Annotated in this window: 8 protein-coding genes, 2 pseudogenes and 1 other annotated feature (1 of these 11 only partly in view); of the genes and pseudogenes, 8 read left to right on the top strand and 2 right to left on the bottom strand. The window is 46.4% G+C overall.

The annotated features are described in order from the left end of the window. Positions 1-218 (top strand) — a binding site (T-box leader) (it extends 71 nt beyond the left edge of the window). A 71-nt stretch (positions 219-289) separates the two neighbouring features. Continuing rightward, positions 290-1,582, top strand: a pseudogene (gene brnQ, locus BP95_RS0104720) (branched-chain amino acid transport system II carrier protein); the annotation flags it as partial. A gap of 210 nt (positions 1,583-1,792) precedes the next feature. After that, positions 1,793-2,182: a 3-hydroxyacyl-ACP dehydratase FabZ family protein gene (locus BP95_RS0104715; protein WP_036666737.1), complete on the top strand. Its 390-nt coding sequence runs from the start codon at positions 1,793-1,795 to the stop codon at positions 2,180-2,182. 107 nt (positions 2,183-2,289) lie between these two features. Here the strand turns inward: BP95_RS0104715 and BP95_RS0104710 are convergent, their stop codons facing one another. Both BP95_RS0104710 and BP95_RS0104705 read right to left on the bottom strand, forming a co-directional pair. After that, positions 2,290-3,639 (bottom strand): lytic polysaccharide monooxygenase, encoded by a 1,350-nt coding sequence (locus BP95_RS0104710; protein WP_028531524.1) that lies wholly within the window; start codon positions 3,637-3,639, stop codon positions 2,290-2,292. Between the two features lie 534 nt (positions 3,640-4,173). After that, on the bottom strand, positions 4,174-4,602 hold the full coding sequence (locus BP95_RS0104705; RefSeq protein WP_021255069.1) for a VOC family protein: 429 nt from the start codon (positions 4,600-4,602) through the stop codon (positions 4,174-4,176). Between the two features lie 386 nt (positions 4,603-4,988). On the opposite strand from BP95_RS0104705, the gene BP95_RS0104700 reads away from it, so the two are divergent. From BP95_RS0104700 to BP95_RS0104675, 6 genes and pseudogenes are all read left to right on the top strand, one after another. Then, positions 4,989-5,459 (top strand): SRPBCC family protein, encoded by a 471-nt coding sequence (locus tag BP95_RS0104700; RefSeq protein ID WP_028531523.1) that lies wholly within the window; start codon positions 4,989-4,991, stop codon positions 5,457-5,459. A 184-nt stretch (positions 5,460-5,643) separates the two neighbouring features. Next, a pseudogene (locus BP95_RS34470) lies at positions 5,644-5,766 on the top strand (DUF7002 family protein); the annotation flags it as partial. 738 nt (positions 5,767-6,504) lie between these two features. Beyond that, positions 6,505-7,119 (top strand): class I SAM-dependent methyltransferase, encoded by a 615-nt coding sequence (locus BP95_RS0104690; protein ID WP_021255068.1) that lies wholly within the window; start codon positions 6,505-6,507, stop codon positions 7,117-7,119. Positions 7,120-7,465: 346 nt separating this feature from the next. Next, positions 7,466-8,791, top strand: coding sequence for an MFS transporter (locus BP95_RS0104685; RefSeq protein WP_021255067.1), 1,326 nt, complete (start codon positions 7,466-7,468; stop codon positions 8,789-8,791). 411 nt (positions 8,792-9,202) lie between these two features. After that, positions 9,203-9,679: a DUF6790 family protein gene (locus tag BP95_RS0104680; protein WP_021255066.1), complete on the top strand. Its 477-nt coding sequence runs from the start codon at positions 9,203-9,205 to the stop codon at positions 9,677-9,679. 13 nt (positions 9,680-9,692) lie between these two features. Continuing rightward, the gene (locus BP95_RS0104675; protein WP_028531522.1) at positions 9,693-26,300 is read left to right on the top strand and encodes a hybrid non-ribosomal peptide synthetase/type I polyketide synthase; all 16,608 of its coding nucleotides are present in this window, start codon (positions 9,693-9,695) and stop codon (positions 26,298-26,300) included. Positions 26,301-26,321 lie beyond the last annotated feature (21 nt).

Here is a 26,321-nt window from a genome sequence, read left to right as displayed (position 1 = left end):
AACGTTCGGCGCATACCTGAACATCATCTCTGAGAAGCGTGGCTGAACGAGAATGAGTAAGCTGCGCCGGAATATCCACCGTTATTCGGATATCGCTGCGACAGTCGCTGCGAAGAGAGCTGCATGAAGCAGGAGGGATAGATGCATTGTCAATTGTGAATGTCTATCATCATGCTGCATGAATATGGGTGGTAACGCGGATAGAATCCGTCCCTTTCGAGGGACGGTTTTTTTGTTGTATGGGGATGCTGCTGTAGAAATGTACTAGATGTCTAGGGGGAACAGAAAGATGAAGTCATTGCCGAGAAGCCACGTGTTTTTCGTGGGACTTATGCTATTTTCGCTATTTTTCGGAGCGGGGAATCTAATATTCCCGCCAATTTTAGGACAACAGGCGGGAGACAGCTTCATATATGCCATATCAGGATTTATCCTGACTGGTGTTGGGCTGCCATTGTTAACGGTAATTGCGATTGCACTATCCGGACGAGATATGCAGCACTTAGCAAGTCGAGTACATCCTAAGTTTGGGATCTTGTTTGCGGTTGTTGTCTACTTGTCCATTGGGCCATCCATGGGAATACCGCGGGTTGCTAACGTTGCATTTGAAATGGGGGTACGCTCTTTTGTACCTGAGTCACTGCAATCAAGCAGTTGGGTTTTGTTCGTGTACACACTCGTCTTTTTCTGTGTTGTTTATTGGTTATGTCTAAATCCGTCCAAGCTCGTAGTGCGGGTTGGCAATATCCTAACACCATTGCTGCTGATTTCGATTACGATATTATTCATTGCTGCCATGATGGGGCCGCTCGGCGAAGCACAGCCTGCTATCAAGGAATATGCGGTTTCACCAGGATTCAAAGGGTTTATGGAAGGCTACCTAACAATGGATACGATAGCAGCATTGGCCTTCGGCATTATTGTTATTAATGCCATTCGTGATCAAGGAGTCCAAGACAAGCGAACGATTACAAGAGCGGCTATACAAGCAGCCATCATCGCAGGTGTTGGACTGTCCTTGGTTTATGCAGCACTCGGGTTTTTGGGAGTTACAAGTGTGACTGGACTCGGTTATGCGGCAAATGGAGGACAGCTGCTAACGCAAATCGTACAGCAGTTGTTCGGGGAAGCTGGATTAATATTGCTGGCTGCCATTGTCACGCTTGCTTGTCTTACGACCTGCATCGGATTGGTGTCCGCATGCAGTCAGTATTTCTCAACACTACTTGGCCGATTTACTTACAACCAAATTGCATTTATCATTTGCGTGCTGGGGTTATTGGTGGCGAATCTAGGCTTGAATAAGATCATTTCGATTTCAATCCCAATTTTGCTTATCATTTATCCCGTATCCATTGTATTGATCATTTTATCACTGTCACATCGCTTGTTCGGCGGTCGTCAATCGGTATATGTCGGTGCACTGGTCGGTACGTTCATCATCAGTATATTCGACGGATTGAAGCAAGCTGATATTCAGTTCGACACGATTTTGTCGTGGTTGAAGATGCTCCCGCTGTACAATCAAGGAATTGGCTGGTTGGTTCCGGCCATTGTCGGAGGGGTTATTGGTTATTTACTTGGTCTTATCTGGCCGGAAAGCAAACGGTTTTTTTACAAAGTAACAAGAAAATTCAAGACTTATTTCAAAAAGAAGTAAAATGAATGAGAAGCTAAGCGGCTGGCATTACGTGGAAATCGCTTCTTTACAGCAACATCCTTATATGAAATAATTGGTGAAAACATAGATGAATGATATCTAGGAGATGATACGTTGAACATTCAAGAAGTGATGGATATATTGCCGCATCGTTACCCGTTTCTCATGATTGATCGCGTCACTCAGATTGAACCGGGTACGTCCGCGAACGGATATAAACTCATTTCTCACAATGAATGGTTTATGTCGGGTGCGTCAACTTTCATGCCGGATTCGCTTATTATTGAAGCACTTGCCCAGCTAGGAGCTTTTACAGCTGTCCAGAGTCAGCAGGGTGGTCTTGGCTTCTTATCTTCATTGAAAGGTGTGGAATCAATGGAGAGAGCATATGCAGGGGACAAGCTAGAGCTCAGCTATGAAGTACTGCGGAGCAAAAAAGGATTCACAATTGGCAAAGGCGAGGCTTCTGTGGACGGACGTATCATTCTAAGAGCAGATGAGATCATGATTTATACCGCTTGATGAGATGAAGGATTATTATCTAAATCGCAATCAATAAAGAAGAGTCGTCCGGGGAATTACATGGACGACTCTTCTTGTTATTTGGAAGGGGGGGAATATCTTATATCTTATTTAACAGCCCATAATGCTGGAACGTTAGTAGGCTCCCAGCCAGCTAATGACGTGTGCGGCTGGAGGCACTCGTATACCGTGCCATTGTAAGTAACTTTGTCGCCCACTGCATAGGATTTATTTTCTACCCAAGCAGCTACTGCAGGTGCATCAGCAGTTGTAGCGGATACTGCATTGCTGTCTGCAGAGACATTCCCAGCAGCGTCAAATGCACGGACAGTAAATGTGTACGCTGTCTTCGGGCTGAGGCCAGTAACCACATAGTCTGTTGTTGTGCCGGATACAGTTGCAACTAATGTCGCTCCACGATAAACGCGGTAGCCAGCAACGCCAACATTATCAGTGGAAGGGCTCCACATCAGGGATACCGACGTAGATGTCGGTGTACCCATTACATGCAAGCCAGTTGGTGCAGTTGGAGCGTCATTATCAACAGGTACTGTAGGTGTGGTAACGCTTACTACATTGCTAGCAGCTGATTGATTGCCAGCAGCATCTACCGCTTTCACACTAAATGTATATGCAGTATTGGATGTGAGACCGCTTACAGTATACGTAAGTGTGGATCCCGATACGTTGCCAACAAGGGAGTTGCCATTGTACACGTTGTAACCGGTTACACCAACGTTATCACTAGAAGCATCCCATTTCAAGGACACGCTTGTTGCTGTTGTTGCAGTCACTGCCAGGTTAGCAGGTGCAGTAGGAGCTTGGTTGTCGCCAGGGTTCGTTCCGCTAAAGTTCACATCGAGTACATTGTAGAATGCGTTTGGAGTATCTGCAATTTCCCACACTGCAAGGATAACATGATAGCCAGTGCGAGCTGGTACATTACAAGTATCCGAATACGTCGATGGAGGACGTACGCCACCATAATTAACGGAGCAGAATGGTGTTAGATCGAAGGAGTCGCGTGTCAGCTTTGCATTAGGATTCCAATTTTCTTTTGTAATATAGTATTTCCAGCTTGATGTTGCATGAGCTGCAGTTAGTTTCCAATTGAACGTGTTTTGTCCAGCATTGATGTTGACTTTAGTCCAGCGAGTTGCGGATTGCTCATCCAGTTCAGGGAAGGCTCCGTTAGCGCTTGCAATTTTGCCGTCAGCAGGTCCAGCATTAGGAAACCCCTTCGGTGCTTCCAAGCTTTGTGGTTCGTACTGAATCGCTCCGCAGTTTGTATTCTGACCGGATTTACACAATGCAGCTCTGCTGGCAGGGCCTTCGATATAACCATGTCCAAACGCTTTATCAGCAAAGAGCACCATACAGATAACCGTTACGAGCATTGCACCAAAACCGACAAGCAACTTCGTTGTTATTGGGTTGGAAAGACGCAGTTGATTCACACTATCAACCTCCTAAGAATAATGGGATGTCATGAAACAATTCAAATGAAATGTTAAACCCTTTAAACTTAAAGTCGGCCTCCTTTCCATATGAAGTTGTCAAAATAAAAGAGTGGAGCTCCTAGATGACGCTATGGATACAGCTTCTAGCAACTCTATTATATAAACTCGGAAGAGTTCATATACAAAGCAACATACTTAGTCCCAAAATGAAGGAATCGTGGACATTGTCCAGCAAGCGAGTGGATTCATGAACAGGTATTGGTGGTCGAATTATAGAAGAAAATGCTGTTGAAATGTTATAGTTGTTGTTTGCTTCTATCATACTTGAAAGTGTGACCAACGTGTGAACGAAATAATTTAATTAGATTGCGCATGCCATTATAAAAATTAATTAAACCGCATTAACTTTCAGGTTGTACTTTGGAACGGGATAAGGTCATTATGGTTCATAAATAAGGAAGAAGGATGCAGCCATCCTTCGTAATCGAAGTGGCGTACATCCCTTTATCATGTAGTGTTTGTTGGTTGTATTTAACTTGAAAAGTCGCCATTATCGTGATTGATTTGCCATTGAATACCGAATTTATCCGTCAAGTTACCGTAGGCTTTGCTCCAAAACGTTTCTTGGAGCTCCATGCCAACTTGTCCACCTTCCTTGAGTTTGTTGAAGATGGATGTCAATTTATCGACATCTGTGTCAACAATAGAAAGAGTGATATTAGTGCCTGCTTGGTATGGCATGCCCGGAAATACATCAGAAAACATCACGATCGTTCCTTGAATGTTCAGTCTTGCGTGCATGACCAAATGTTTGGCCTCCTCGGGAAGAGGATGGGATGGATCTGACGGTGTGTCCCCAAATGTCATAATATGAGGCTTGTCTAGCCCGAACACTTCGGCGTAGTACTCGACTACCTCACGGCAGTTGCCGTTGAAGTTGAGATATGGATGGATGGACATAGTTGGCTTCACTCCTTAGTAGTTGTTGGTTCTGAAGACTAACGGTTCCTTTGCATATTAGCATTATTGTCGTTTCACGATTCATTATACATGGGAGTGAAATTCAATCATATTAAATTTTATCTATATTTTTTACTGTTCATAGAGTTATAGAGTAGGCATGTTATTGCAGGAGATTGTTTGCAAGAGAAAGAGAAAGAGAAAGAATGTGGATGATCCCAGAGGATTTGAGTCACGGCTTAGTGCGAACAATCGAATGTTGACTGGTATAGGGTTGGATCGGATCGCGCTAAGATGAAGTACTGGAAGGGTTCTATGAGGGATGAAATGGGGAAGATATATGAAGCGGGTATCTAACACGGGAATAAGAAAGGATGGATTCCACAATGACAGAACCGATTGCAATCCCTGATCTTTCATTAAGATCTTATCAGCTCACAGTGGAACGAGAGATGGAGACTCCTCCAGCCGTTCTATACAAAGCATGGACACGATGGTTCGATCGCTGGTTCGCGGAACCGGGAACCGTAATGATGATGGGTGAGGTGAATACGGTTTTTTATTTTGAAACGGTATACCGCCCTAACACGAAGCACGAGGCCCAGCGGCATCCGCATTACGGTAGATTTCTCCGCCTCGAACAGGATAGGCTAGTTGAACTGACATGGGTGACAGGAAGTGGGGGGACAAAGGGAGCTGAGACTGTCGTTACCGTAACATTGCTTCCCTCAGCAGAAGGAACGAAGCTCCGCCTAACGCATGCTGGATTTCCAGATGAGGCATCCAAGAATCAGCATGAGCAGGCATGGCCAATGGTGCTGGAACAGCTTGATAACCGGATGAAGAACATGGAATGAAAGAGTTGAAAGTCATATAGAGATCGCCACATTCCAGAGATTGGATCGATTCTCCATTCGGCGGAAGAACGTCGAACAGAATTCATAGATGTCGGTCGCGATGGATATACCATGACGATCAATTCTCATATGGGAATTTTGGAGAGTCTGGATCCAGCCTAAAATTTGAAGACAGCAATTCAGAGCATGTTGGGATCAGCATGTATTCTTTTGGCCCACGGCGAGAGATTGCTTAAAGATGCTGGATACATACACAAGCCGTGAGCCTTCTGAGGCGTTGTCTTACAACGTGATGCGTATTCTTTGAATTATGAATTGAGGGATGTGTGCATAACGTGTCCAAGCATTTACGTTTGATTTATATAGAAGAGATTCAAGCATTTCCAAGTTGCTGGAGTAAGCTGACTCAGCCATTCATGAGTCTGAAGTGACAGTACTGGGAAGTAGTATACGACCTAGAAAATTAAGAATGAGGGGATTTACCAAGCTTCCATTTTAAATAAATTTGTGCCATGCTGAACAGTGCATTTTGGGTAATTAGCAGGTAAAAAGCAAAAACCGATCACAGAACCCGTTACTGCAAAATCATATATCATACGAATAAACAAACCAATACAGAATAGATCCAGGCAATCTTGATTGCCCGCAAACTAATGCTGAATTCCATTTCATCCATCGGACGAAAAAAGTTCTTCATCCTTGTAAACCTCCTTATGTCAAAAGAATTTTACATCGATAGTGTATATGTTAAACGTAAACATGTAAAGAGTTCTTTACATCTAGAGGCGACTTGGATCTGTGTTTGCATCGCAGGCCGCTTTCTTATGAATATAAAAGCGCTATAAGATTGACATGATCTGGATTGCATACTAGTATGAAGAAAGACTACTATATTTGTTTAACTTCATTAATACTTCCCTGCATATCTACGACTATCAAATTCAACAAGACATACTCTCCATTTGTTTGCTTTTCTTATCGAACAACACCTATGATGCGACACAAAAGTTAACAATCAACTATCTGACGCGTGGGAGGAAACAACATGGAAAAAGTAACAATTCCGGATTTCTTAGCAAGCAATCAGCAGCAATGGGACGAGGAATACAAGTCGAACGCGTGGGATTATTTGTCGGATATTACGGAATATGCTCGATATTCGGTGGTGTATGGTTACATTCGGAAATTTATTGGAACAGAAGGGATTCTGGATATGGGCTGCGGGACAGGCATCTTGTTCGATATGCTTCTCGACAGCGAGAAACAAGGGTATACAGGGATTGATCTGTCACAAGAAGCCATTAAAGTCGCATCGGCCAAATCCTCATTGAATCAGTTCCACTGTGGTGACATTAATCATTATGTACCTGCAAAGAAATATGATGTGATCGTATTTAATGAATCGCTGCATTATGTGCCCAATACGCCGCAGAAGCTGCTGGACTACTCGAATTATCTAACCCCACATGGTGTCATTATCTCATCTCTGTATTCACATAAAAACAAAGAAGATCTCGCCTATATGATGATCGAGAATAAAGTAACGGAAATGGATCAATGCAAGGATTTTGAGGTGATGGACAAGGTCAGTGTGTTCAATCATCATGCAGAGTTGAAATGGTATGTCCATTTGTTAAAGCGGAAGCTTATAGATTCATAAACAAGGAACTAAGGAAAATCGTATACAGATATATATAATGGAGGAACCGTTTTGCGTCCATAATCTGGGCTGCCGCAAACGGTTCTTTTTTATTGGGTGATGAAAGAGTGATTTTGTCGTTATTTCACCTTATTTGTCGGCACCATTTGTCGATGGGGGAATTGTGGATCACCTTTACATAGCACAGCAATTTACGTCTTGACAACAGGCTTGGATAAGGATAAAAATGTTAGTATTAGTTAATGCTGTTACTCGATCGGAAGTAGATAATAGAAGGAGGATTTTTGGTTAATTTTATATTGCTTGTACAATTTCATAGCAACCAATTGAGGAAAAGGGGTAGAACATGGATACGCTTCAACAGAAACTATTTTCCAAGTTCCTTCTAGTCTGGTTCGGCCAGCTCATATCGAATATTGGCAGCGGTCTGACTGCCTTTACGCTCGGCATCCTAGTATTACAGCAAACACAAAGCCCGACCAGCTATGCCATGGTCATATTTTGTTCGTTTATGCCATCTCTGTTGCTAAAGCCGGTCGGGGGTGTCCTCGCCGATCGCTTCGATCGCAGATTGATGATGATCTTAGGTGATGCAGGCTCTGCCTTTGGTCTCATATTCATTTTGGCCTTCGTGCTGATGGGCAGCTTGGAGGTATGGCACATATACGTAGGGGCATCCATTAGTTCGATATTCGGTGCCTTGCATAATCCCGCCTACAAAGCTTCTGTTACCGACTTCGTCAGTGAAGAAAAATACACCCAAGCAAGCGGCTTGATGCAGCTTGCCTCCACTTCTCAGTTTCTAGTCTCCCCAGTTCTAGCTGGTATCTTGATTACGATTATGGACATCAAGTACATATTAGTCATTGATATTTTGTCATTTTTCATCGCGGCGCTATTGGTTGTATGGGTTAGAAGCAATCGGGTAGTTGCTGAGCAAGCTAAGCTCCAGAATCATCATGTTGAAGAGCAGGTCAAGCTAAGTTTTTGGCATGAGCTGAAAGAAGGAATGCGGACAATCAACGCCAATAAAGGGATTGTCGTACTCATTACACTTACTTCTGTATTGTGCTTCTATATTGGATTTTTACAGACATTGCTTGCTCCGATGATGTTGAACTTTACAGATCCGAAGACGTACGGAATCTCTCTATCCGTGTGTGCGTCGGGCTTGCTAGTCAGCAGTTTGCTGATCAGTATTTTTGGAGGAATTAAGAAGCATGTCGCTACAATGACGGTATGTCTTGTCTTTGTTGGGCTCTTTTATTCGCTTATCGGCGTTTCGACGAATGTATATGTGATTGTCGTATCAGGATTTCTCTTTTTCTTTGCTCTAGCATTTGTGCAGACGAGTTTGGAAGTATTGATTCGGCAAAATATTGACAATACTGTGCAAGGGCGGGTATGGTCCCTCATATCGGTGGCTACGCAGCTCGGATATCCGATTGCCTATGTTCTTTCTGGTGTATTGGCCGAGCATGTATTCAATCCGCTCTTGGTGGAGGGCGGTTTGCTCGCTACATCAGTTGGCAGCATTATTGGCATTGGACCGGGTCGTGGCATTGGCTTTATGTTTATTGTGTTTGGAATTCTCATCGCATTCTTATCGTTTGTTACAGGTCGAACCAAAGTGATTAAAGAATTGGAAAGCAATGCAGTAGACGAGAAATAAAAAAAGAGATGAATAACATTAATACAATATAATGACAACAAAATATAAGCGCTCTTTCTTTATCCAAACACGGCTGTGATTTGTCGTGTTTCGATAGGCAAGAAGGGGTGCTTTTTTTATGTTCTTCGTAGGGGAATACACGTGTAAATCGCACTATATCAAGGATTTGGGAGATAAGGTCAGCATTAATAGACCGAATTGAGGAACAACTCTGGTTCGTCAAAATGATCAGAATTAGTGAGAAGTCAATAGATAGAAAAGAAACAAAATTTCAGGAATATTGGATTAAATCCATTTGGGATAATTGATGACAGATATTGTTTAGTATAAAAATAATATTATTGACAGAATTAACCTTTCAACTTTATTATCTTTGGTAACAAATCTATCAATTGAGAGGAGCTTGTAACTATGTGGTTTCTGTTGTTATGGGGATTGGGAATTGTCTCAGCGGTAGTACAGCTTTGGATCAACGGTTTTTCAGCTGATACGAGCGAAATTGCGAATGTGCTGTTGCTGCATCAGTTTGTTGTGACATTTGGCTTAGTGGGTGTCATTGGATTTATTTACAACATTGCGATTGCTGACAGAACCGCAACTCAATTGGGCTGGCCAGGCGGGCCGTTTCAAGTCAAGTACGGGTTTTCCCAAGTTGGTCTTGGGGTGATGGGAATTATGGCGATTTGGTTTCACGGAAACTTCTGGGTAGGCGTACTTGTCACAATGTACATATACGGGTTAAGCGGTTTGTGGTCTCATACATACGTCATGATTAAGAACAAGAAAGCAGATGCAGACAGTATTGGAAATCTGATCATGGATGTCGTGTACCAAACGTTCATTACGGTTCTGTCGATCATGGCAGGCGGTATCTGGGTCTTCAACTAAGGAGGTCTAGCTTATGGTAACGCGCAGACTAGAATTAACAGAAGTCCAGAAGGGAATATTCTTCGATTGCCAAATTGACGACCCGCTCTCTTATAACATCACAGCTTCCATCATGCTTGAAGGAGTGGACGAGGCTCGGTTAGAGCAAGCTCTGAATCTAGTCATTGAGGAGCAGGAAGCCTTGCGATGCAGTCTTGATGTCAGTGATGAAATGCCTCTCCTCGTAGTCCACGACCGAATCAATGTTCAACTAACAAAGTTAGATTTCTCTGCAGAAACTGAACTTCAGGAAGAACGGGTAAAGCTTCAGGTTGAGCAAGAGTTATTAAGCCGAGTATTTGACCTCACAGCAGCTCCGCTATTTCACGCAAGCTTGATTAAGCTATCTGACAAGAAGCATATTTTTCTCATTAGCATTCACCATATCATCTCCGACGGATTATCACTCGAAGTGTTGAAGCAAAAGCTCTTGGAATACGATCATAAGCTCGCACGAAAAGAGCCAATTGAAATAAAGCCGAATACGGGATTTACCGACTTCATGAGCCAAGAAAATACAAAACTTGCTCAGGGAGGGTACGACAAAGAAAGAGAATATTGGGCGAATAAGATGATAGGTGCAGAGCCTCTTGCCTTGCCGAACGACTTTATTCGACATCAAGTTCATGGCATCGGCAAGGAAAAACGAATCGAGATCTCATCTGATCTATTGCAACAGATTCATGCACAGGCGAGGGAACAGGAAGTTACGACCTTTATGTTTGTATTGGCCGCATTCGGTGTACTGTTGAATCGTTATACGCAGCAAGAGGATGTTGTGTTCTCCTCACCATTTTCATATCGTCCTGATATGGATTTCGAGGAATCGATAGGCTGCTTTGTGTATATGCTGCCAATGCGTCTGCTGCTGAAGGATGAACAGAGCTTCTCCGAAGCACTGCAGCAAGTGTCGAAGGAGCTTATCGAAGTCTACAAGCATATCGGTTATCCGAACAATCTGATTATGCGAGATAATCAATTGCTCCCATTGCCGGGAACTCCATCTATCTTCGATGTTAGCTTCGTATATGATATCGTAGAAGACAGCGATCAGTACGAACTTAAGGCAGAAATCCTCGATCAAGATCGCGTAACATTTCCCGGCAGCCTAATGGTTATCCTGCAACATACCCCTCACAAAGATTTGATTAAACTTCAATACAAGCCAGAACTTTTTGCAGATGAAACGATTGATTTATTAGGTCTTCGCTTCATGAAACTGCTGGAACTGGTAAGCGGACAGGCAGACATCAAGATCGGAGAAGCGGAGTTGCTGTTGGAGCAAGAACGAAGCCTTATCCTGCAACAATTTAATCAAACTTCCTATTTTACATACGAACCTCGTACCATCATTGAACGATTCCACTCCAAGGTCGCTAAGCATCCGGAACGAAAGGCATTGATCGACCAAGACCAAGTTGAGACATATGCTAGTGTTCATGCAAAAGCTAATCAATTGGCTCGCAATATCCTTCAGAAAACGCAAGGAACTCCATCCTGTATCGGCATTCAGCTGGAACGATCAGCTAACTTAGTCATTAGTTTATTAGCGGTTCTTAAGGCGGGATGTGTATACGTGCCTCTAGATCCAACGTATCCGTCAGCTAGAAAACAATTTATTTTTGAAGATGCGAATGTGTCCTATCTCATCACTACGTCAGATCTTCCATTCGAAGAAGAATGGGAAGTAGGTCTCATTGACCTGAGTGATCCGAACATTTTCAGCGGGGATGACTCGATGCCCGGAGTACAGCTGGATCCATACAGCTTGGCCTACATTATGTACACTTCGGGTTCAACCGGCAAGCCGAAGGGCGTCATGATCGAGAATCATAGTGTCGTGAATACATTGATTGATCTAGAAAGACGTTTTCCGGTGGAAGAACATGATCTGTACCTACTCAAAACACCGCATACGTTCGATGTTTCCGGAACGGAATTGTTTGGCTGGTTTATGGGAGAAGGCAGCTTGCTCGTATTGGAGCCAGACGGAGAGAAAAACCCACAAATCATTTTGGAGGAGATACACAAGCATAAGGTTACTCATATCAATTTTGTCCCTACGATGTTCCGTGCCTTTTTGGAACTGCTGGATAATGCGGACAATCTGTCAAAGCTAGCCTCCTTGAAGTGGATATGTATTGGAGGGGAGGCCGTAACGCCGGATATTTTGCATAAATTCAATTCGCTGCATACGGATATTAAGCTTGAAAATGTATATGGTCCAACGGAATGCACGATATGGGCTTCCCATTATTCGATTAGGGGCGACGATACAACACGCTCGATTCCAATTGGTGAGCCGCTCAATGAGACGCGCTGGTACATCGTAGGCAAGCAAGATCAATTACAGCCGATTGGGATAGCAGGTGAATTATGTCTTAGTGGTGTCGGGTTGGCAAGGGGATATTTGAATCGGGATGAGCTGACGAAGGAGAAGTTTGTCGCGAATCCGTTCTATCAAGAAGGGAGCGACCCGGATTACTTCCACAATATGTACCGCACGGGGGATCTGGCCCGCTGGCTTCCAAGCGGAACGATTGAGTTTCTCGGACGAATTGACTTTCAGGAAAAGGTGCGCGGTGTCCGGCTCGAGACAGGAGAAATCGAGAATGTGCTGTCGAAGATGGAAGGAATTACGCAGGCTATCGTTGTTGTGAAGAAGGAGACAGGCAAGTCAGCTGCGTTGTGCGCCTATTATCTCTCTGACGATGAGATTCCAGTGGCTCAATTGAAGGAGCACCTATCCAAGGAATTGCCAGCGTACATGATTCCTTCCTTCTTTGTACATAAAAGAGAGCTTCCTCTCAATACGAGCGGGAAGGTGAATCGGAATGCGCTGATCGCGGACAAAGACTATTTAGATGCAGCTTCATCAAGCGACACAGCACCGAATACCGATTTAGAGGTTCTTATTGCCTCTGTGTGGCAAGAGGTACTTGGAATTACCCATGTCGGTGTGGATGATAGTTTTTTTGAAATCGGCGGTCACTCCATAGCCTTAATCCAAATGCACAACAAGCTGAAAAAAGCATTGACGCAGGATTTCCCAATCACGCTGCTGTTCCAATATCCAACTGTACGATTGCTGGCTGATCATTTCAATCAAGCTGAGGAAGAGACGATTACCGATCGGAAATCATTTTTCCAACGGGACAGAAAAGTCGTACGATCGGATATCGCGATCATCGGCATGTCCATTCACGCGCCCGGTGCTTCCAATATTCATGATTTCTGGAATAACCTAAAAGGCGGCGTAGAGAGCATCCATTTCTATAAGGATGAAGAATTGCTCGAATTAGGCATTCAGCCCAACATGCTGAAATCGCCGAATTATGTGAAGGCAAAAGGACGCATTGATGGCATTGAGGAGTTCGATCCAAACTTCTTCGAATATACACCAGGTGAAGTGCAGATGATGTCGCCACAGCTTCGTCTTCTCTATCAAGGGACATGGGAAGCATTAGAGGATGCCGGATATTATCCCGGATCTGACACCTCGAAGATTGGGTTGTTTCTTGGCGGGTCTGATGATTTTGAATGGTATCAGAAGGTTCTGTTCGGCGAAAGTGGATTTAGTGACAAGTATCAAGCTTTTACACTGAGCACGAATCACTTCTTGGCGACTCGGATCGCTTATAAGCTGGATATTAAAGGGCCAGTTTATTCAGCGCTTACAGGCTGCTCGACAACGCTGGTTACCCCTCACTTATCGTGTCAGTCATTAATTCTTGGCGAATGCGATATTGCTGTGGCTGGTGGGATCACGATCGAACTGCCGAATGAGGGGGGCTATTATTACGAGGAAGGCATGATGTTTTCTCCGGATGGACACTGCCGGCCATTTGATGCCAAGGCGAAGGGAACCATGTTCTCGAACGGTATGGGATTAGTCGTGCTGAAGAGATTGGACGATGCCATTGAGGATGGCGATCATATCTATGCGGTCATTAAAGGTTCCGCGATTAATAATGATGGAAGACAGAAGATTGGTTTTGTGGCGCCAAGTGTGGAAGGACAAGCTGAGGTTATCCAGGAGGCGTATCGTGTTGCAGGCATTGATCCAGAAACGATAACCTATGTTGAGGCTCATGGAACAGGCACTGCGCTCGGCGATCCGATCGAGGTGGAATCTTTAACGAAGGCGTTCGCATCTGAAAAGAAGCAATTTTGTACGTTAGGCTCGGTGAAAGGCAACGTAGGGCATACCGATACAGCTGCTGGAGTGGTCGGCTTGGCGAAGGTCGCACTTAGCTTGAAGCACAAATATATCCCGCCAACGGTTAACTATAGGGAACCGAATCCCAAAATTGATTTTGCGAGTACGCCATTTACCGTGCAGGCACAAGGAATGGAGTGGATGACCATCGGTACAGGCAGCAAGCGCCGAGCAGGCATCAACTCGTTCGGGGTTGGCGGTACGAACGCCCATATGGTATTGGAGGAAGCTCCGAGCATGATGGACAGCAGCGATCCGGAGCAGGTGAATTTGCTTGTGTTCTCCGCCAAGAGCAAGGAGGCGCTTGTCAACACCTCGTACAATGTTGTACAGCACTTGATAGACTACCCAAGCATTAACGTTACCGATGCGGCATGGACATTACAGATAGGAAGGAAGCCATTTGCCTACCGTAAGGCGCTCGTCGTGAATAACCGCTACGCCGATGATCCACAGCTTCTGCTGAAACAGCTGCAAGACGCTGCTGTTCATGAGGTGCAGCCAGTCAAGCGGCAGGTATACTTCCTGTTTCCAGGACAAGGGAGCCAGTACCAAGGAATGGGTCGTTCCTTGTACCGTTCCGCTGAACAAAGCGCAGTATCCCGCATATTCAAGCGGCATATGGATCATGTGCTGTCATGCCTGACTGAAGACGAACGGCTGATGTTCGAGGATATGATATACGGCGTTGGCGATAGCTCACGAATCAATCAGACGGAGAACAGTCAATTTGCACTGTTTGCCACAAGCTACTCATTGGCGCTTACGATGCTGGAGCTTGGCGTGAAGCCAGCAGGAATGATTGGACACAGTATTGGAGAACTTGCCGCAGCTACGGTCGCAGGTGTATTCGAACTGAAGGACGCGGTGGAGATTGTTCGCTTGCGCGGACGTCTGATGCAGCAGCAGGAGCCAGGAGTAATGCTTGCCGTTATGGCGGCAGCAAGCATGGCAGAGCCGGAACTGATTCCGAATGTGTGGATTGCGCTGGAAAATACGACAAATAGCTGCGTCGTTGGTGGGCGGGAAGAAGCGATTGCACAATTCGAAGCGAAGTGCGAGAAGCTCGGCTGGAAGGCAGTTCGGGTGAAAACATCCCATGCCTTCCATACGCCGATGATGGAGGAGGCTGCGCGTGAATTTGAGAAGCGACTCTCCGCCTATCGGTTCAACGAGCCTCGTATTCCGATCGTCTCGAATGTGAGCGGAGAATGGGTGTCGCCGAGCGAAATGAATCGGCCGTCCTACTGGGCAGCGCATATTTTGCGACCAGTGAACTTCGCCAAATGCCTGACACAAATCTTAAAGTCGGAGCACGATGTATTCATCGAAGTCGGGGCGGGTCGTACCTTAAGTACATTTGCGAGACAACATGAATCCAAGGCTGCCGGTCAACATTTCATGAACTTAATACGCCATCCGCAAGAGGCGCTGGATGATGTGGAATATATTCATCATAAGCTAGGACTCCTATGGGGAGCAGGTGTCGATCTCGATTGGAAAGCCATGCGAGGCAATACTGTTCGCAAGCGTGTGTCGCTGCCAACCTATGTGTTTGACAAAGGACATTTCCCAATAGGTATTGCACATAGCGCTCCACAAGCATCATTACCACGATCAAATGCTGCTGTGCATCAAACGCCTTATTCTCAGCATTCGCAGAATCATGTGGATCGTCTCACAGTGGCAGCGACACTTCGTAACCAGAGTGAACTAGAGCAGGCGGTATTGGATGCATATAAATCTGTATTCGGTTTCGACACGATTGCAAGCGATCAAGACTTCTTCTCGCTCGGCGGCGACTCCTTGAAGGCGGTTAGCTTGGCTCATGCGATTCAGCAGCATGCAGGTATCAAGGTGGAGATTTTTGATTTATTCACCTATTCATCGCCGAGCGCATTGGTCGCTCATTTGCATGAGAATTCAGCACACTTTTATCAGCAAGTGCAAATCACACCTGCGGCACAAAGAGATTATTATCCATTGTCATCTGCTCAAAATCGGATGTATGCACTGCATCTGCTTGATCCAAGCAGCGTTGCTTATAACCTTCCATCTGCTACGAAGATTAGAGGGCTGCTGGACAGAACCCGAGTAGAACAAACACTGGAAAAGCTCATGTTGCGCCACGAATCTTTGCGGACTTCCTTTGACATTATCGGCGATCAAGCCGTTCAAATCATTCATGATTCCGTAGATATTCCTTTTACGTATCGGGAAATAGACCGTTTCAATGACGAGGATATCATGCCATTGATTCGTTCGTTTATTAAGCCATTCTCTTTAGGAAGTGCGCCATTGTTCCGAGTCGAACTCATCCGCATAGGCTCGGACGAGCAGCTGTTGTTGTTCGACATGCACCACAGCATTGCGGATGGCACATCCATGGAGATTATTACGAGGGACTTCAATGCGTTGTATTTCGGGGAGCTGACGCAGCCGGTTCTTCAGTACAAAGATTATGCAGTCTGGCAAGCGGAGCAGCAGTCTGCGGGACAAGAAATTCACGATCAGCGGGCATACTGGCTCCAGCAGCTTGACGGTGAACTGCCTGTGCTGGAATTGCCGACAGATTATGAACGACCGTCTGTCAAGGACTTCCATGGTGACCGGATTTATTTCCACATTGAAGAAGATTGCGCGGCGAAGCTCATTCAACTGGCTCAAGAAACGGGAACGACGCTGTATATGATGATGTTGAGTGCATGGTATGTCCTGCTAGCCCGTTATTCTGGACAAGAGGATATTATCGTCGGTACGCCTGTAGCGGGAAGAACGCAAGAAGAGACGAAAGATACCGTCGGCATGTTTGTGAATATGCTTGCGATGCGGAACCGTCCGTTGAGCCAGAAGTCGTTTTCGGAGTTTCTGCATGAAGTGAAGGAGAACGCACTGAAGGCATTTTCGAACCAAGACTGCCAATTTGACGAACTCGTTGACCGTCTGCACTTGCAACGAGAATTCAACCGCAATCCACTGTTTGATGTCTGCTTCGACTTTCAAAATATGGAGTTTCATGATCTTGAAATCGATGGCATCTCGTTTGCACCATATGCTTTCCCGACAACAACGTCCGCTTATGATCTGGTATTAACCTGTCAGGAAAACAAAAAGGAGAAGACAGTAGAAGGATTTCTTGAATATGCGACGGGACTATTCCGCAAGGAAACTGTGCAGCGAATGATCGGACACTTTCAGGCCATTTTGCAGCGCATCACAACGGATATCAATACCAGTCTGGGTCAGATCGATTTCTTGACGCCAGAAGAAAAGTTATGGATTGTGACTGATGTGAATCATACAGCGCTGCCATATGACGAGAACCTAGTAATTGTAGAGCTGTTCGAACAGCATGCACGAACACAACCAGACAAACCGGCGCTTATCGTATCCGATGGACGACAGCTTACGTACCGCGAAGTGAATGAACAAGCCAATGCGATCGCGCACCACTTGATTGAACAAGGTGTTACAGCGGATACGCTGGTTGGCGTGATGCCAAGACGGGATGAGTACTTAATCGTGTCACTCCTGGCGGTGCTGAAGGCAGGCGGAGCATATGTTCCGATCGATCCAGCATTCCCGAAGGAACGAATCACGTACATGCTCACAGAGAGCAATGTGAATATTCTATTATGTCCACAAGAGTATCAAGCGGGCATTGAGTTTGCAGGGGAAATGGTAGATTGCAGAGAGATCATAAACTCTATCAGAAATCACAATACAGAAGACTGCAGCAATCCTGTATCACGAACTCATCAAAACAACTTAGCTTGTGTCATCTTTACTTCAGGTTCAACAGGCAAGCCGAAAGGAGTCATGATCAATCAAGGCTCTATCCTCAATTTCATTCAAGATATTCAACAGAGAGGTGTGTTCCAGCACGAAGAGGATCGTGTCATTTGTGTAACGACGTTATCCTTTGATATTTTTGCATTCGAGTCGATTGTTCCACTGTGCACGGGCCATTCCGTATATATTGCCAATGAGAATGAGCAGCTGGATCCAATGCTGGCGAATGAGAAAATTGTTCAGCACAAGGTCACGCATTTGTTAAGCACGGTTTCGAGAATTAAGGCGTTTGTTGAGAATCCAGATTTTGCACCTGCGCTGAAGCAGCTTGCCTGTATTTTGAGCGGGGGGGAGAATTATCCTGACGCCTTGTTGAAAGACTTGCAAACCCGTTCCAAAGCAAGGCTGTTCAATATGTACGGCCCGACAGAAACAACGATCTGGTCGGTTGTGAAGGAATTGACGGCTTCCAAGTCGGTTACGATTGGACAGCCGATTGCGAACACACAGGCGTATATCATCAGCGATTCTGGACTGCTGCAGCCGGTAGGGGTATACGGCGAATTATGCTTGGCGGGACATGGACTTGCACGCGGATATTTGAACAATCCGGAGGAAACGAAGCGCAAATTTTTCGAAACGGAACAGCTTCCGGGCTGCCGCCTCTATCGCACAGGGGATCGTGGACGATTGCTTGCCAATGGCGAAATCGAACTGATGGGGCGGTTGGATTCGCAGATCAAAGTACGCGGATATCGGGTGGAGCTTGATGAGATCGAGAAGGTAGTTCAGAAGCATGAACATATTAGACAGGCTGTGGCTGCTGCTTACGACGATAAGCGCGGGAACAAACAGCTTGGATTATATTGCACGGTAAAAAAAGAAGCGGATGTTGACGGAGAACCGCATATATGGCTCAAGCCGTGGTTGCGAGAGAAGCTGCCTCATTATATGATTCCTGGCTTTATTCGTCAGCTAGAAGAGATGCCGACGCTTCCAAATGGAAAGATTGACAAAAAAGCACTGCCGCTCCCACAAGAGTCATCGGAAATGACGGGACAAACGAAATTGCCTTCAACAGGATTGGAGAAGGCGATATTGGATATTTGGAAGGATGTGCTCGGAACCGAGCGCATTAGCGTGCGGGATAATTTCTTCGACGTTGGCGGGAACTCATTGGGACTAATCCTGATCAATAATCGGATCAATTCCCTGATCGGGCGCTCCATTCCGTTAATGCAGCTGTTCCAATATCCAACGGTTGAATCATTAGTCAAGAGTATCGGCATTCCTTCAGAATTGCAGGACATTGGTCTTGCAATGCCAGTTGCTCCAGTTGCTGCTAAAAGTCATGAGATAGCAGATATCGCAGTGATAGGGATGGCGGGACGATTCCCAGGAGCGCCTACGATTGATGCATTTTGGGATAATATCGTATCTGGCGTAGAGTCAGTTGTGGAGTTCTCAGACGAAGAACTGCTGCAAGCTGGTGTGGATGCTGACTTGCTGTCTCATCCGAAATATGTGAAAGCAAAAGGTTATCTTGATGGCATCGAGTATTTTGACTCCGCATTTTTCGATTATCCCTATCAGGAAGCCAACATGATGGATCCGCAAATTCGGCTGCTTCATGAATGCGTATGGGAAGTGCTGGAGAATGGGGGATACAATCCTTCCGCATACAAGGGGTTAATTGGCCTGTTTGCCGGAAGTGGCTCCAATCTTCCTTGGATGATTCAATTCTTAGGTCATCAACAAGATCTGCTTCGTGCATTCGAAGCGATTACCTTGAATGAAAAAGATTTTCTGACGACCCGTGTGTCATACAAGCTCAATTTGAAAGGGCCTAGCTTCAATGTGCAAACCGCTTGCTCAACTTCATTAGTAGCGATTCATCAAGCGGTACAGTCACTGCAGCGTGGTGAGTCGCATATGGCGATTGCCGGCGGAGTGTCCATCTCCTATCCGCGCAAGGAAGGCTACTTATGGCATGAAGGCATGATCTTCTCCCAAGACGGGCACTGCAAGCCGTTCGCAGAGGATTCATCGGGAACCGTATCTGGCAATGGATGTGGGGTTGTACTCCTCAAGCCTCTAGCCGCAGCCCTTAGAGATGGCGATCATATCTACGGTGTCATAAAGGGATCGGCAATGAATAATGATGGCCTTGAGAAAATCGGGTACACGGCTCCTAGTGTGAGCGGTCAAGCCCAGGTCATTCAATCTGCTCTTAGACAGGCTGGCGTATCGGCTGAGGATATCCACTATGTTGAGGCACACGGGACAGGAACGAAATTGGGAGACCCGATCGAGATCGAAGCCCTGAAGCAAGCATGGGATACGAAGAAGACAGGCTATTGCGCCATCGGTTCTGTAAAGGCGAATATCGGGCATCTCGATTCTGCGGCAGGGGTGGCAGGCTTCATCAAGACCGTTCTGTCCCTGTACCATCGAACGATTCCGCCTTTACTTCATTTTACGAAGCCGAATCCTGCAATTGATTTCGCGAACAGTCCATTTTATGTGAATACACAGGCTGAATATCGGACGGATCGGAGTCAAATCTTGCGGGCTGGTGTAAGCTCCTTCGGCATCGGTGGAACGAATGTGCACGTCGTGCTGGAGCAGCCGCCAGAAATAAGCCGAGTCCAGACATCGGAACCTGTCAATTTGCTCTTGTTCTCGGCTAGGAGTCAATCGGCACTGACCCATACTAGTGAGGCTGTGTTGGAGTACTTGCACAGCCATCCAGAAGTCCATATCTCGGATGCCGCTTGGACATTGCAAATGGGGCGCAAGCCGTTCGAATACCGCAAGGCGCTCCTCTTAGATGGAGGTTTACCATATGAGACGAAGGAAATGCAGCAATTCCTTCAACAATCTGGATTGCGTATTCAGGACGGCAGACCGACCGCTCACTTTTATATTGCAGCGGAAGCGGGGGCTTATCGCGAATTAGGTCGCGATTGGCATACATCTAAGGAGCGAAATCTACATCCGCTAGCGGCAACATTCAACCGCCATGTGGAACATGTGATTGCATGCACGAAACTCGATAAGAGGGATGCCTTCCATCAGTTGCAAGATGACCCTGCATTGGAATGGTTTACTGTCAGTTACGGGATAGCAATGAGTTTGATCGATGTTGGTGTCCTGCCAGATGGACTATTCGGTCAAGGCATTGGTGAGGTGTGTGCCTTAACGGTTGCTGGTGTATTGGCCTTGGAGCACGCGGTTGAATGGGTACAAACAAGCGGGAAATGGCTGCAAGGTTTGGAAAAAGGGGCGCTAGAGGCTGTAGTGAATGGTGCCGGGTCAGAGGCGGTAAGAAAGAAACTGTTGCATTATCCACTCCATACATCCCGACTTCCGCTCATTGATGTCAGCCACAATAGCAGCACTATTGAAGAAATCAGTGTAAGTGTCGTTGCGATCGGTTGCGAATGTTCGGATTACGCGTCTGCCGCATCCCAACATTCACATCGAACGGAGGCGCAGGATTCGCCGCCGGTTCATAGGCTGCAAGCTGGTGGGAATGGAGCATCTAGCTGGATAGAATTCCAACACTTGCTTGCCCAGCTGTGGTGTGAAGGCTTCGAGATCGATTGGTCGATGCTGCATCCGGAGAGCAGAAGACAGCGTATCCCGCTGCCGACCTATGTGTTCGATGCGACGTATCATGAGCATGATGTGATTCTTAATGCATTTGAGCTGAAGCGTAAGGAAGAAGGTTCATGTGTCCAAACCCTGTCGCAAGCTCAGCAGATCGAGATTGGTCAGTCATCCAGTATTAGGAGTCGGGATACCATCAGTGAGCAATTAGCAGAATTATGGCAGGAGCTTCTCGGCTGCGGCGAGGTAAAGGCTGAGGATGATTTCTTCGTCATCGGCGGTCATTCGTTGAAGGCCATTTCCTTGTCCGCCAACATGCAACAAGCATTTAAGCTGGATATGTCATTGACGGAAATATTCGATAATGCCGTATTTGACCAGATGGTGGATTGGATATGGACAAACCGCGCTGACGAGCAGGAATTCATGGCGATTCAGTCTGTTGCGAACAAGCCTTATTATGAAGTCTCATCTGCGCAGAAGCGCATGTATGCCGTACATGAGCTGGTTGGCGATGCGGTTCCTTACAATTTGGCCTCCGTATATGTGGTGGAAGGGCAGCTTGACAAGGTAAGATGCAAGTCAATCATTGATGAAATTGTGCAAAGACATGAATCGCTGCGCACTCGGTTCCAGATCGTGAATGGAGAAGTAGTCCAAATCATTGAGGACGAGGTGCCTTCCGTCGTTGAATTCAACACTACAACAGAGGAAGACGTGGAAGCTGAAATCAAGTCTTTCATTCGGCCGTTTGATTTGGCGCAAGCGCCGCTGCTCCGCGTAAGATGGACGACCATACACGAAGAGAAGCACATTCTGCTCATCGATATGCACCATATTATATCGGATCAGTATTCGATAGCGATTTTACTAGAAGAGATGCAAGCACTGTATGCCGGCAAGACACTAACGCCACTGTCCCTGCAATATAAGGATTTTGCTGCTTGGCAAAATGAATTCTTCAAGAGCGAAGCATTTGGTACACAGCTTCAATATTGGAAAGAAGAATTTGCAGGCGAGATTCCGACGCTCAATATGATGACAGATTACATAAGACCGCCTGTGCTTACCTTCTCGGGCGATGAAGTGGAATTCGAATTTGGTGAAGCACTCAGTGGGCGGCTGGAACAGTTGGCATCTGAGCGAGGATTGACCCCGTATATGATTCTCATGGCTGTCTTGAAGCTTTCGCTATGGAAGCTTACGGGCCAACAGGATCTTATTGTGGGTACAGGAATTGCAGGTAGACGCCATGCCGATCTCGAGCCGATCGTAGGAATGTTCGTCAATACATTGGCAATCCGTTCACAAATTGATGAAAGCCTGAGCGTGGACGAGTACCTGCAATACATGAAAGAGAAGATGCTGAAGGCCTATGAAAATCAAGATTGCCAGTTCGAGATGCTACTTGAGGAGCTTCATATCGAGAAGAACATCGCAAGAAATCCGCTGTTTGATGTCGTTATCAATTACATTACGATGGGCACGGAGGAATTGGAACTAGACGGATTATTACTAACTCCTAGGCCAATGATGAACAAGGATTCGAAGTTCGACCTCACTTGGACAATCGAGAAACGGAACAATCGCTATGTGGCTTCCTTGGAATACAATACGAGTTTGTTCACCAGACATCGAATCGAATCTTATGGAACGCGATTGCTCCACATGCTTACGCAACTGACTGAAGATACAACTCGTAGGCTGAGTGAGCTTACGCTTGTAACACCACAGGAGAGAGAGTGGCTTCTGCACGAGTTGAATCCAGCAGTTACGCTGGAAGCAGACCATCCAACGCTTGCACAGTTGTTTGAAGAACAGGTGGAGCTGTATGGGCAGCGCCCTGCAATTGTGTGGAATGATGAAGAACTGACATATGCAGAGTTGAATAGCCGAGCGAACAGGCTCGCCACACGCCTCGCAGACGAGCATGTTCAACAGGGAGATCATATAGCAATATTGCTCGATCGAGGGCCGCTGCAGATTGTGAGCATTCTAGCTATTTTGAAGCTGGGCTGCGCCTATGTGCCGATCGACCCAGATTATCCGCAGTCTCGGATCGCCTTCATGCTGGAGGATAGCGGTGCTTCTCTCATCCTCACAGATTCAGCGCTGCAATCCATCCTTGACGAGTCACTCCCTCGACTGTTGCTGGATCGTGAGGAAGATCGGTCAGCGGAAAATGACGATGCATCTCACGAGTCACCATCATGGACAACCTATATCGGTTCTAATATCGGAGATGCAGACGATACAGCATATATCATGTATACGTCAGGATCGACTGGGACACCGAAAGGAGTACTTGTTAGTCACCGTAATGTAGCCCGTGTTGTGAAGAACACGAATTACGTGACGATACTGCACAGTGACAGAATGCTTCAAATGTCCAATTACGCATTTGACGGTTCGGTATTCGATATTTTTGGAGCGATTCTGAATGGTGCTTGTTTAGTCATCATCTCGAAGGACTCGGCAATCGAAATTGCGCAGTTGGCCAAGTTCATTGAGCAGGAGCGAATCACGGCCTTCTTCATCACGTCAGCATTGTTCAATATGCTGGTGGATTGGGATGTAACCGCACTGAAGCATGTCCGGAAATTGCTGATTGGCGGGGAAGCCATTTCGATACCGCATGCACGCAAAGCGGTAGAGTACCTAGGGCCGGATACATTGATCAATGGGTACGGGCCAACGGAGACGACGGTATTTGCTGCCTACTATCCAATCGGACATACGGACGAGCACGTGCACAGCATTCCAATCGGATATCCGCTCTCCCAGACCAAGCTGTACATCTTGGATCAGCAAGGGCAATTAGTGCCTCCATATGTACCTGGCGAGCTGTATATCGGCGGAGCGGGCGTAAGCAAAGGATACTTAAACCGGGATGAACTGACCGCACAGCGATTCGTGAACGATCCATTCGACAAAACGGGCAAGCTGTACCGAACTGGGGACTTGGTATGGAGGCTTCCTACAGGGGAGATTGGCTTCATTGGTCGACTTGATTTCCAAGTCAAAATCAGAGGCTTCCGGATTGAGCTTGGAGAGGTCGAAAATCATATTAAGCTCATCAGCGGCGTGAAGGAGGCAGTTGTATTACCGAGAACAGATCGAACCGGCAGCATGTACATGGTCGCTTATTATACCGTTGAGCAGGCAGACCGTGCGGATGGACAGGGATGGAATCAAGAGCAGATGAAAGCACTGCTGCGCGAACAGCTTCCAGCCTATATGATTCCTGCTCGTCTGATCAAGCTTGAAAGAATGCCTCTCAATATAAATGGAAAGATCGATCGTCAGGCCCTGAAGAACATCAGTGAGAATGAGCAGGGTCAGTCGACATATGCGGCTCCGAGAACCGAGGTCGAACGGACGATTCTGCGCTGCATGCAAGAAGTGCTGGATCAGGAGAGACTCGGTATTACAGACGATTTCTTCGAGCATGGGGGGCATTCCATTAAGGCTATCGCACTTGTTCAGGCTCTGCTGCAAGCTGGGCTTCAATTGAAGGTGAATGAGATCTTCATGTATCCGACAGTCGAGCAGTTGGCTGCGCTTCCTGGATTGAGCAGCTCTCGTTCGGCCTCACTTCTCCATAAGCACGACGACCCATGGAGAGAGGGAGCAGCGGCCGAGCTTTCTGAGCAGCAGATCCTGTTGCTTGTGCAGCATGTACGTGCCTCATGCTCTCTCATTTCCACAATGATGGCTTCAGCGGATCGAGTTGGCCGTTTCCCATTGTCGCCTGTCCAACTCGCACACGGAGCATTCGGGGCTCAAGTCAGCGGATTTGTTACTTCTATTCACGATGTGGACGAGAAGTTCCTTCGCAACTTGCTAGTCACAATTATTCAGCGCAATCAGCTGCTTCATAGCGTAATGGAAGGGGAGGATGAGCCTGCTTGGAGTGAGTATGATAGTACCGCTCTCTCTGCATTCATCGCTCAGCACATTCCGTATATCGATCTGCGGACGTATCGCGAGACGACAAAACAACGTCTTGTGGACGGCTTTACTGGCGTTATTTTGTCAGAACCCTATATAGCGGGACATTTGCCTTGGAGATTGTGCTGTCTGCGCGTATCAGATAATACCCATCAGATTCTATGGGGATTCGACCATATTGCTTTTGATGGAATGAGTGCAGAAGTTGTGCGTCGTCAATTTGAACAGGGGATAGCAGGCAGGGACGACGAGCCTATTCAGCCGTATGCAGATTATGTAACACTGCTGTCCAAGGGGCCAGTAGGTATCACGGAACAGGATATCATCGAATACCATGAGCTGCGAGTATGGAAAGAGCAGAACAGCTCTATCATGGACAGTCTGCTCTACGTTCCGAACCGAGATGTTACGGAGCTTGAGCTGTCCATCCCGATTGCATTGACGAACATAGCAGACCCATGGCAGTATTCGTTTGACTTGGTTGGCGCCTTACTGCGTTCCTATACAGGAATAACCGACGTTCCGCTCGCGATGATCCATTATGGAAGAAGCTATCAGAATCAGGATTTCTACAACAGCGTAGGAGAATTTCTAGATATTATCCCCGTGCTTTTGCACGAAGGACAACCGGCAGCTAGTTTACAAGATGTGATGCAGCATTGCAGACGACATTCGATTAACTTCTTGTCACTGCTGTACCATAAGCAGCTATCAGGGGAATATGTCGAACTTGCGAGTCTGCTGGATGCATCTTATCGCAGCGGCGGGCAGCCACAAGCTCTTGTACTCTATAATTTCCAAGGCTATGCATCACAAGAGGAGATTGATGCTTTCCGGAACTCATCCAGTGAACAGGAAGCCAGTGCTCCAGCTCAGCTAACCATTTCCGTCAACTACGATAAAGAACAACTGCGTATTCACTTGGAAAGCCCGCTAGGTCTCAACGCAGACATTATTCATGCATTTATTCGTTCATATCTTCATGGTCAATACACCCTCGTGCACTAACTTGGCTTCTGAATTCAATCA

Origin of the sequence: Paenibacillus sp. UNC217MF (assembly GCF_000686865.1) — a bacterium.
Lineage (GTDB): Bacteria > Bacillota > Bacilli > Paenibacillales > Paenibacillaceae > Paenibacillus_B > Paenibacillus_B suaedae.
The sequence above is the reverse complement of the archived record's forward strand: the minus strand, read 5'-3'. Positions and strand labels throughout refer to the sequence as shown.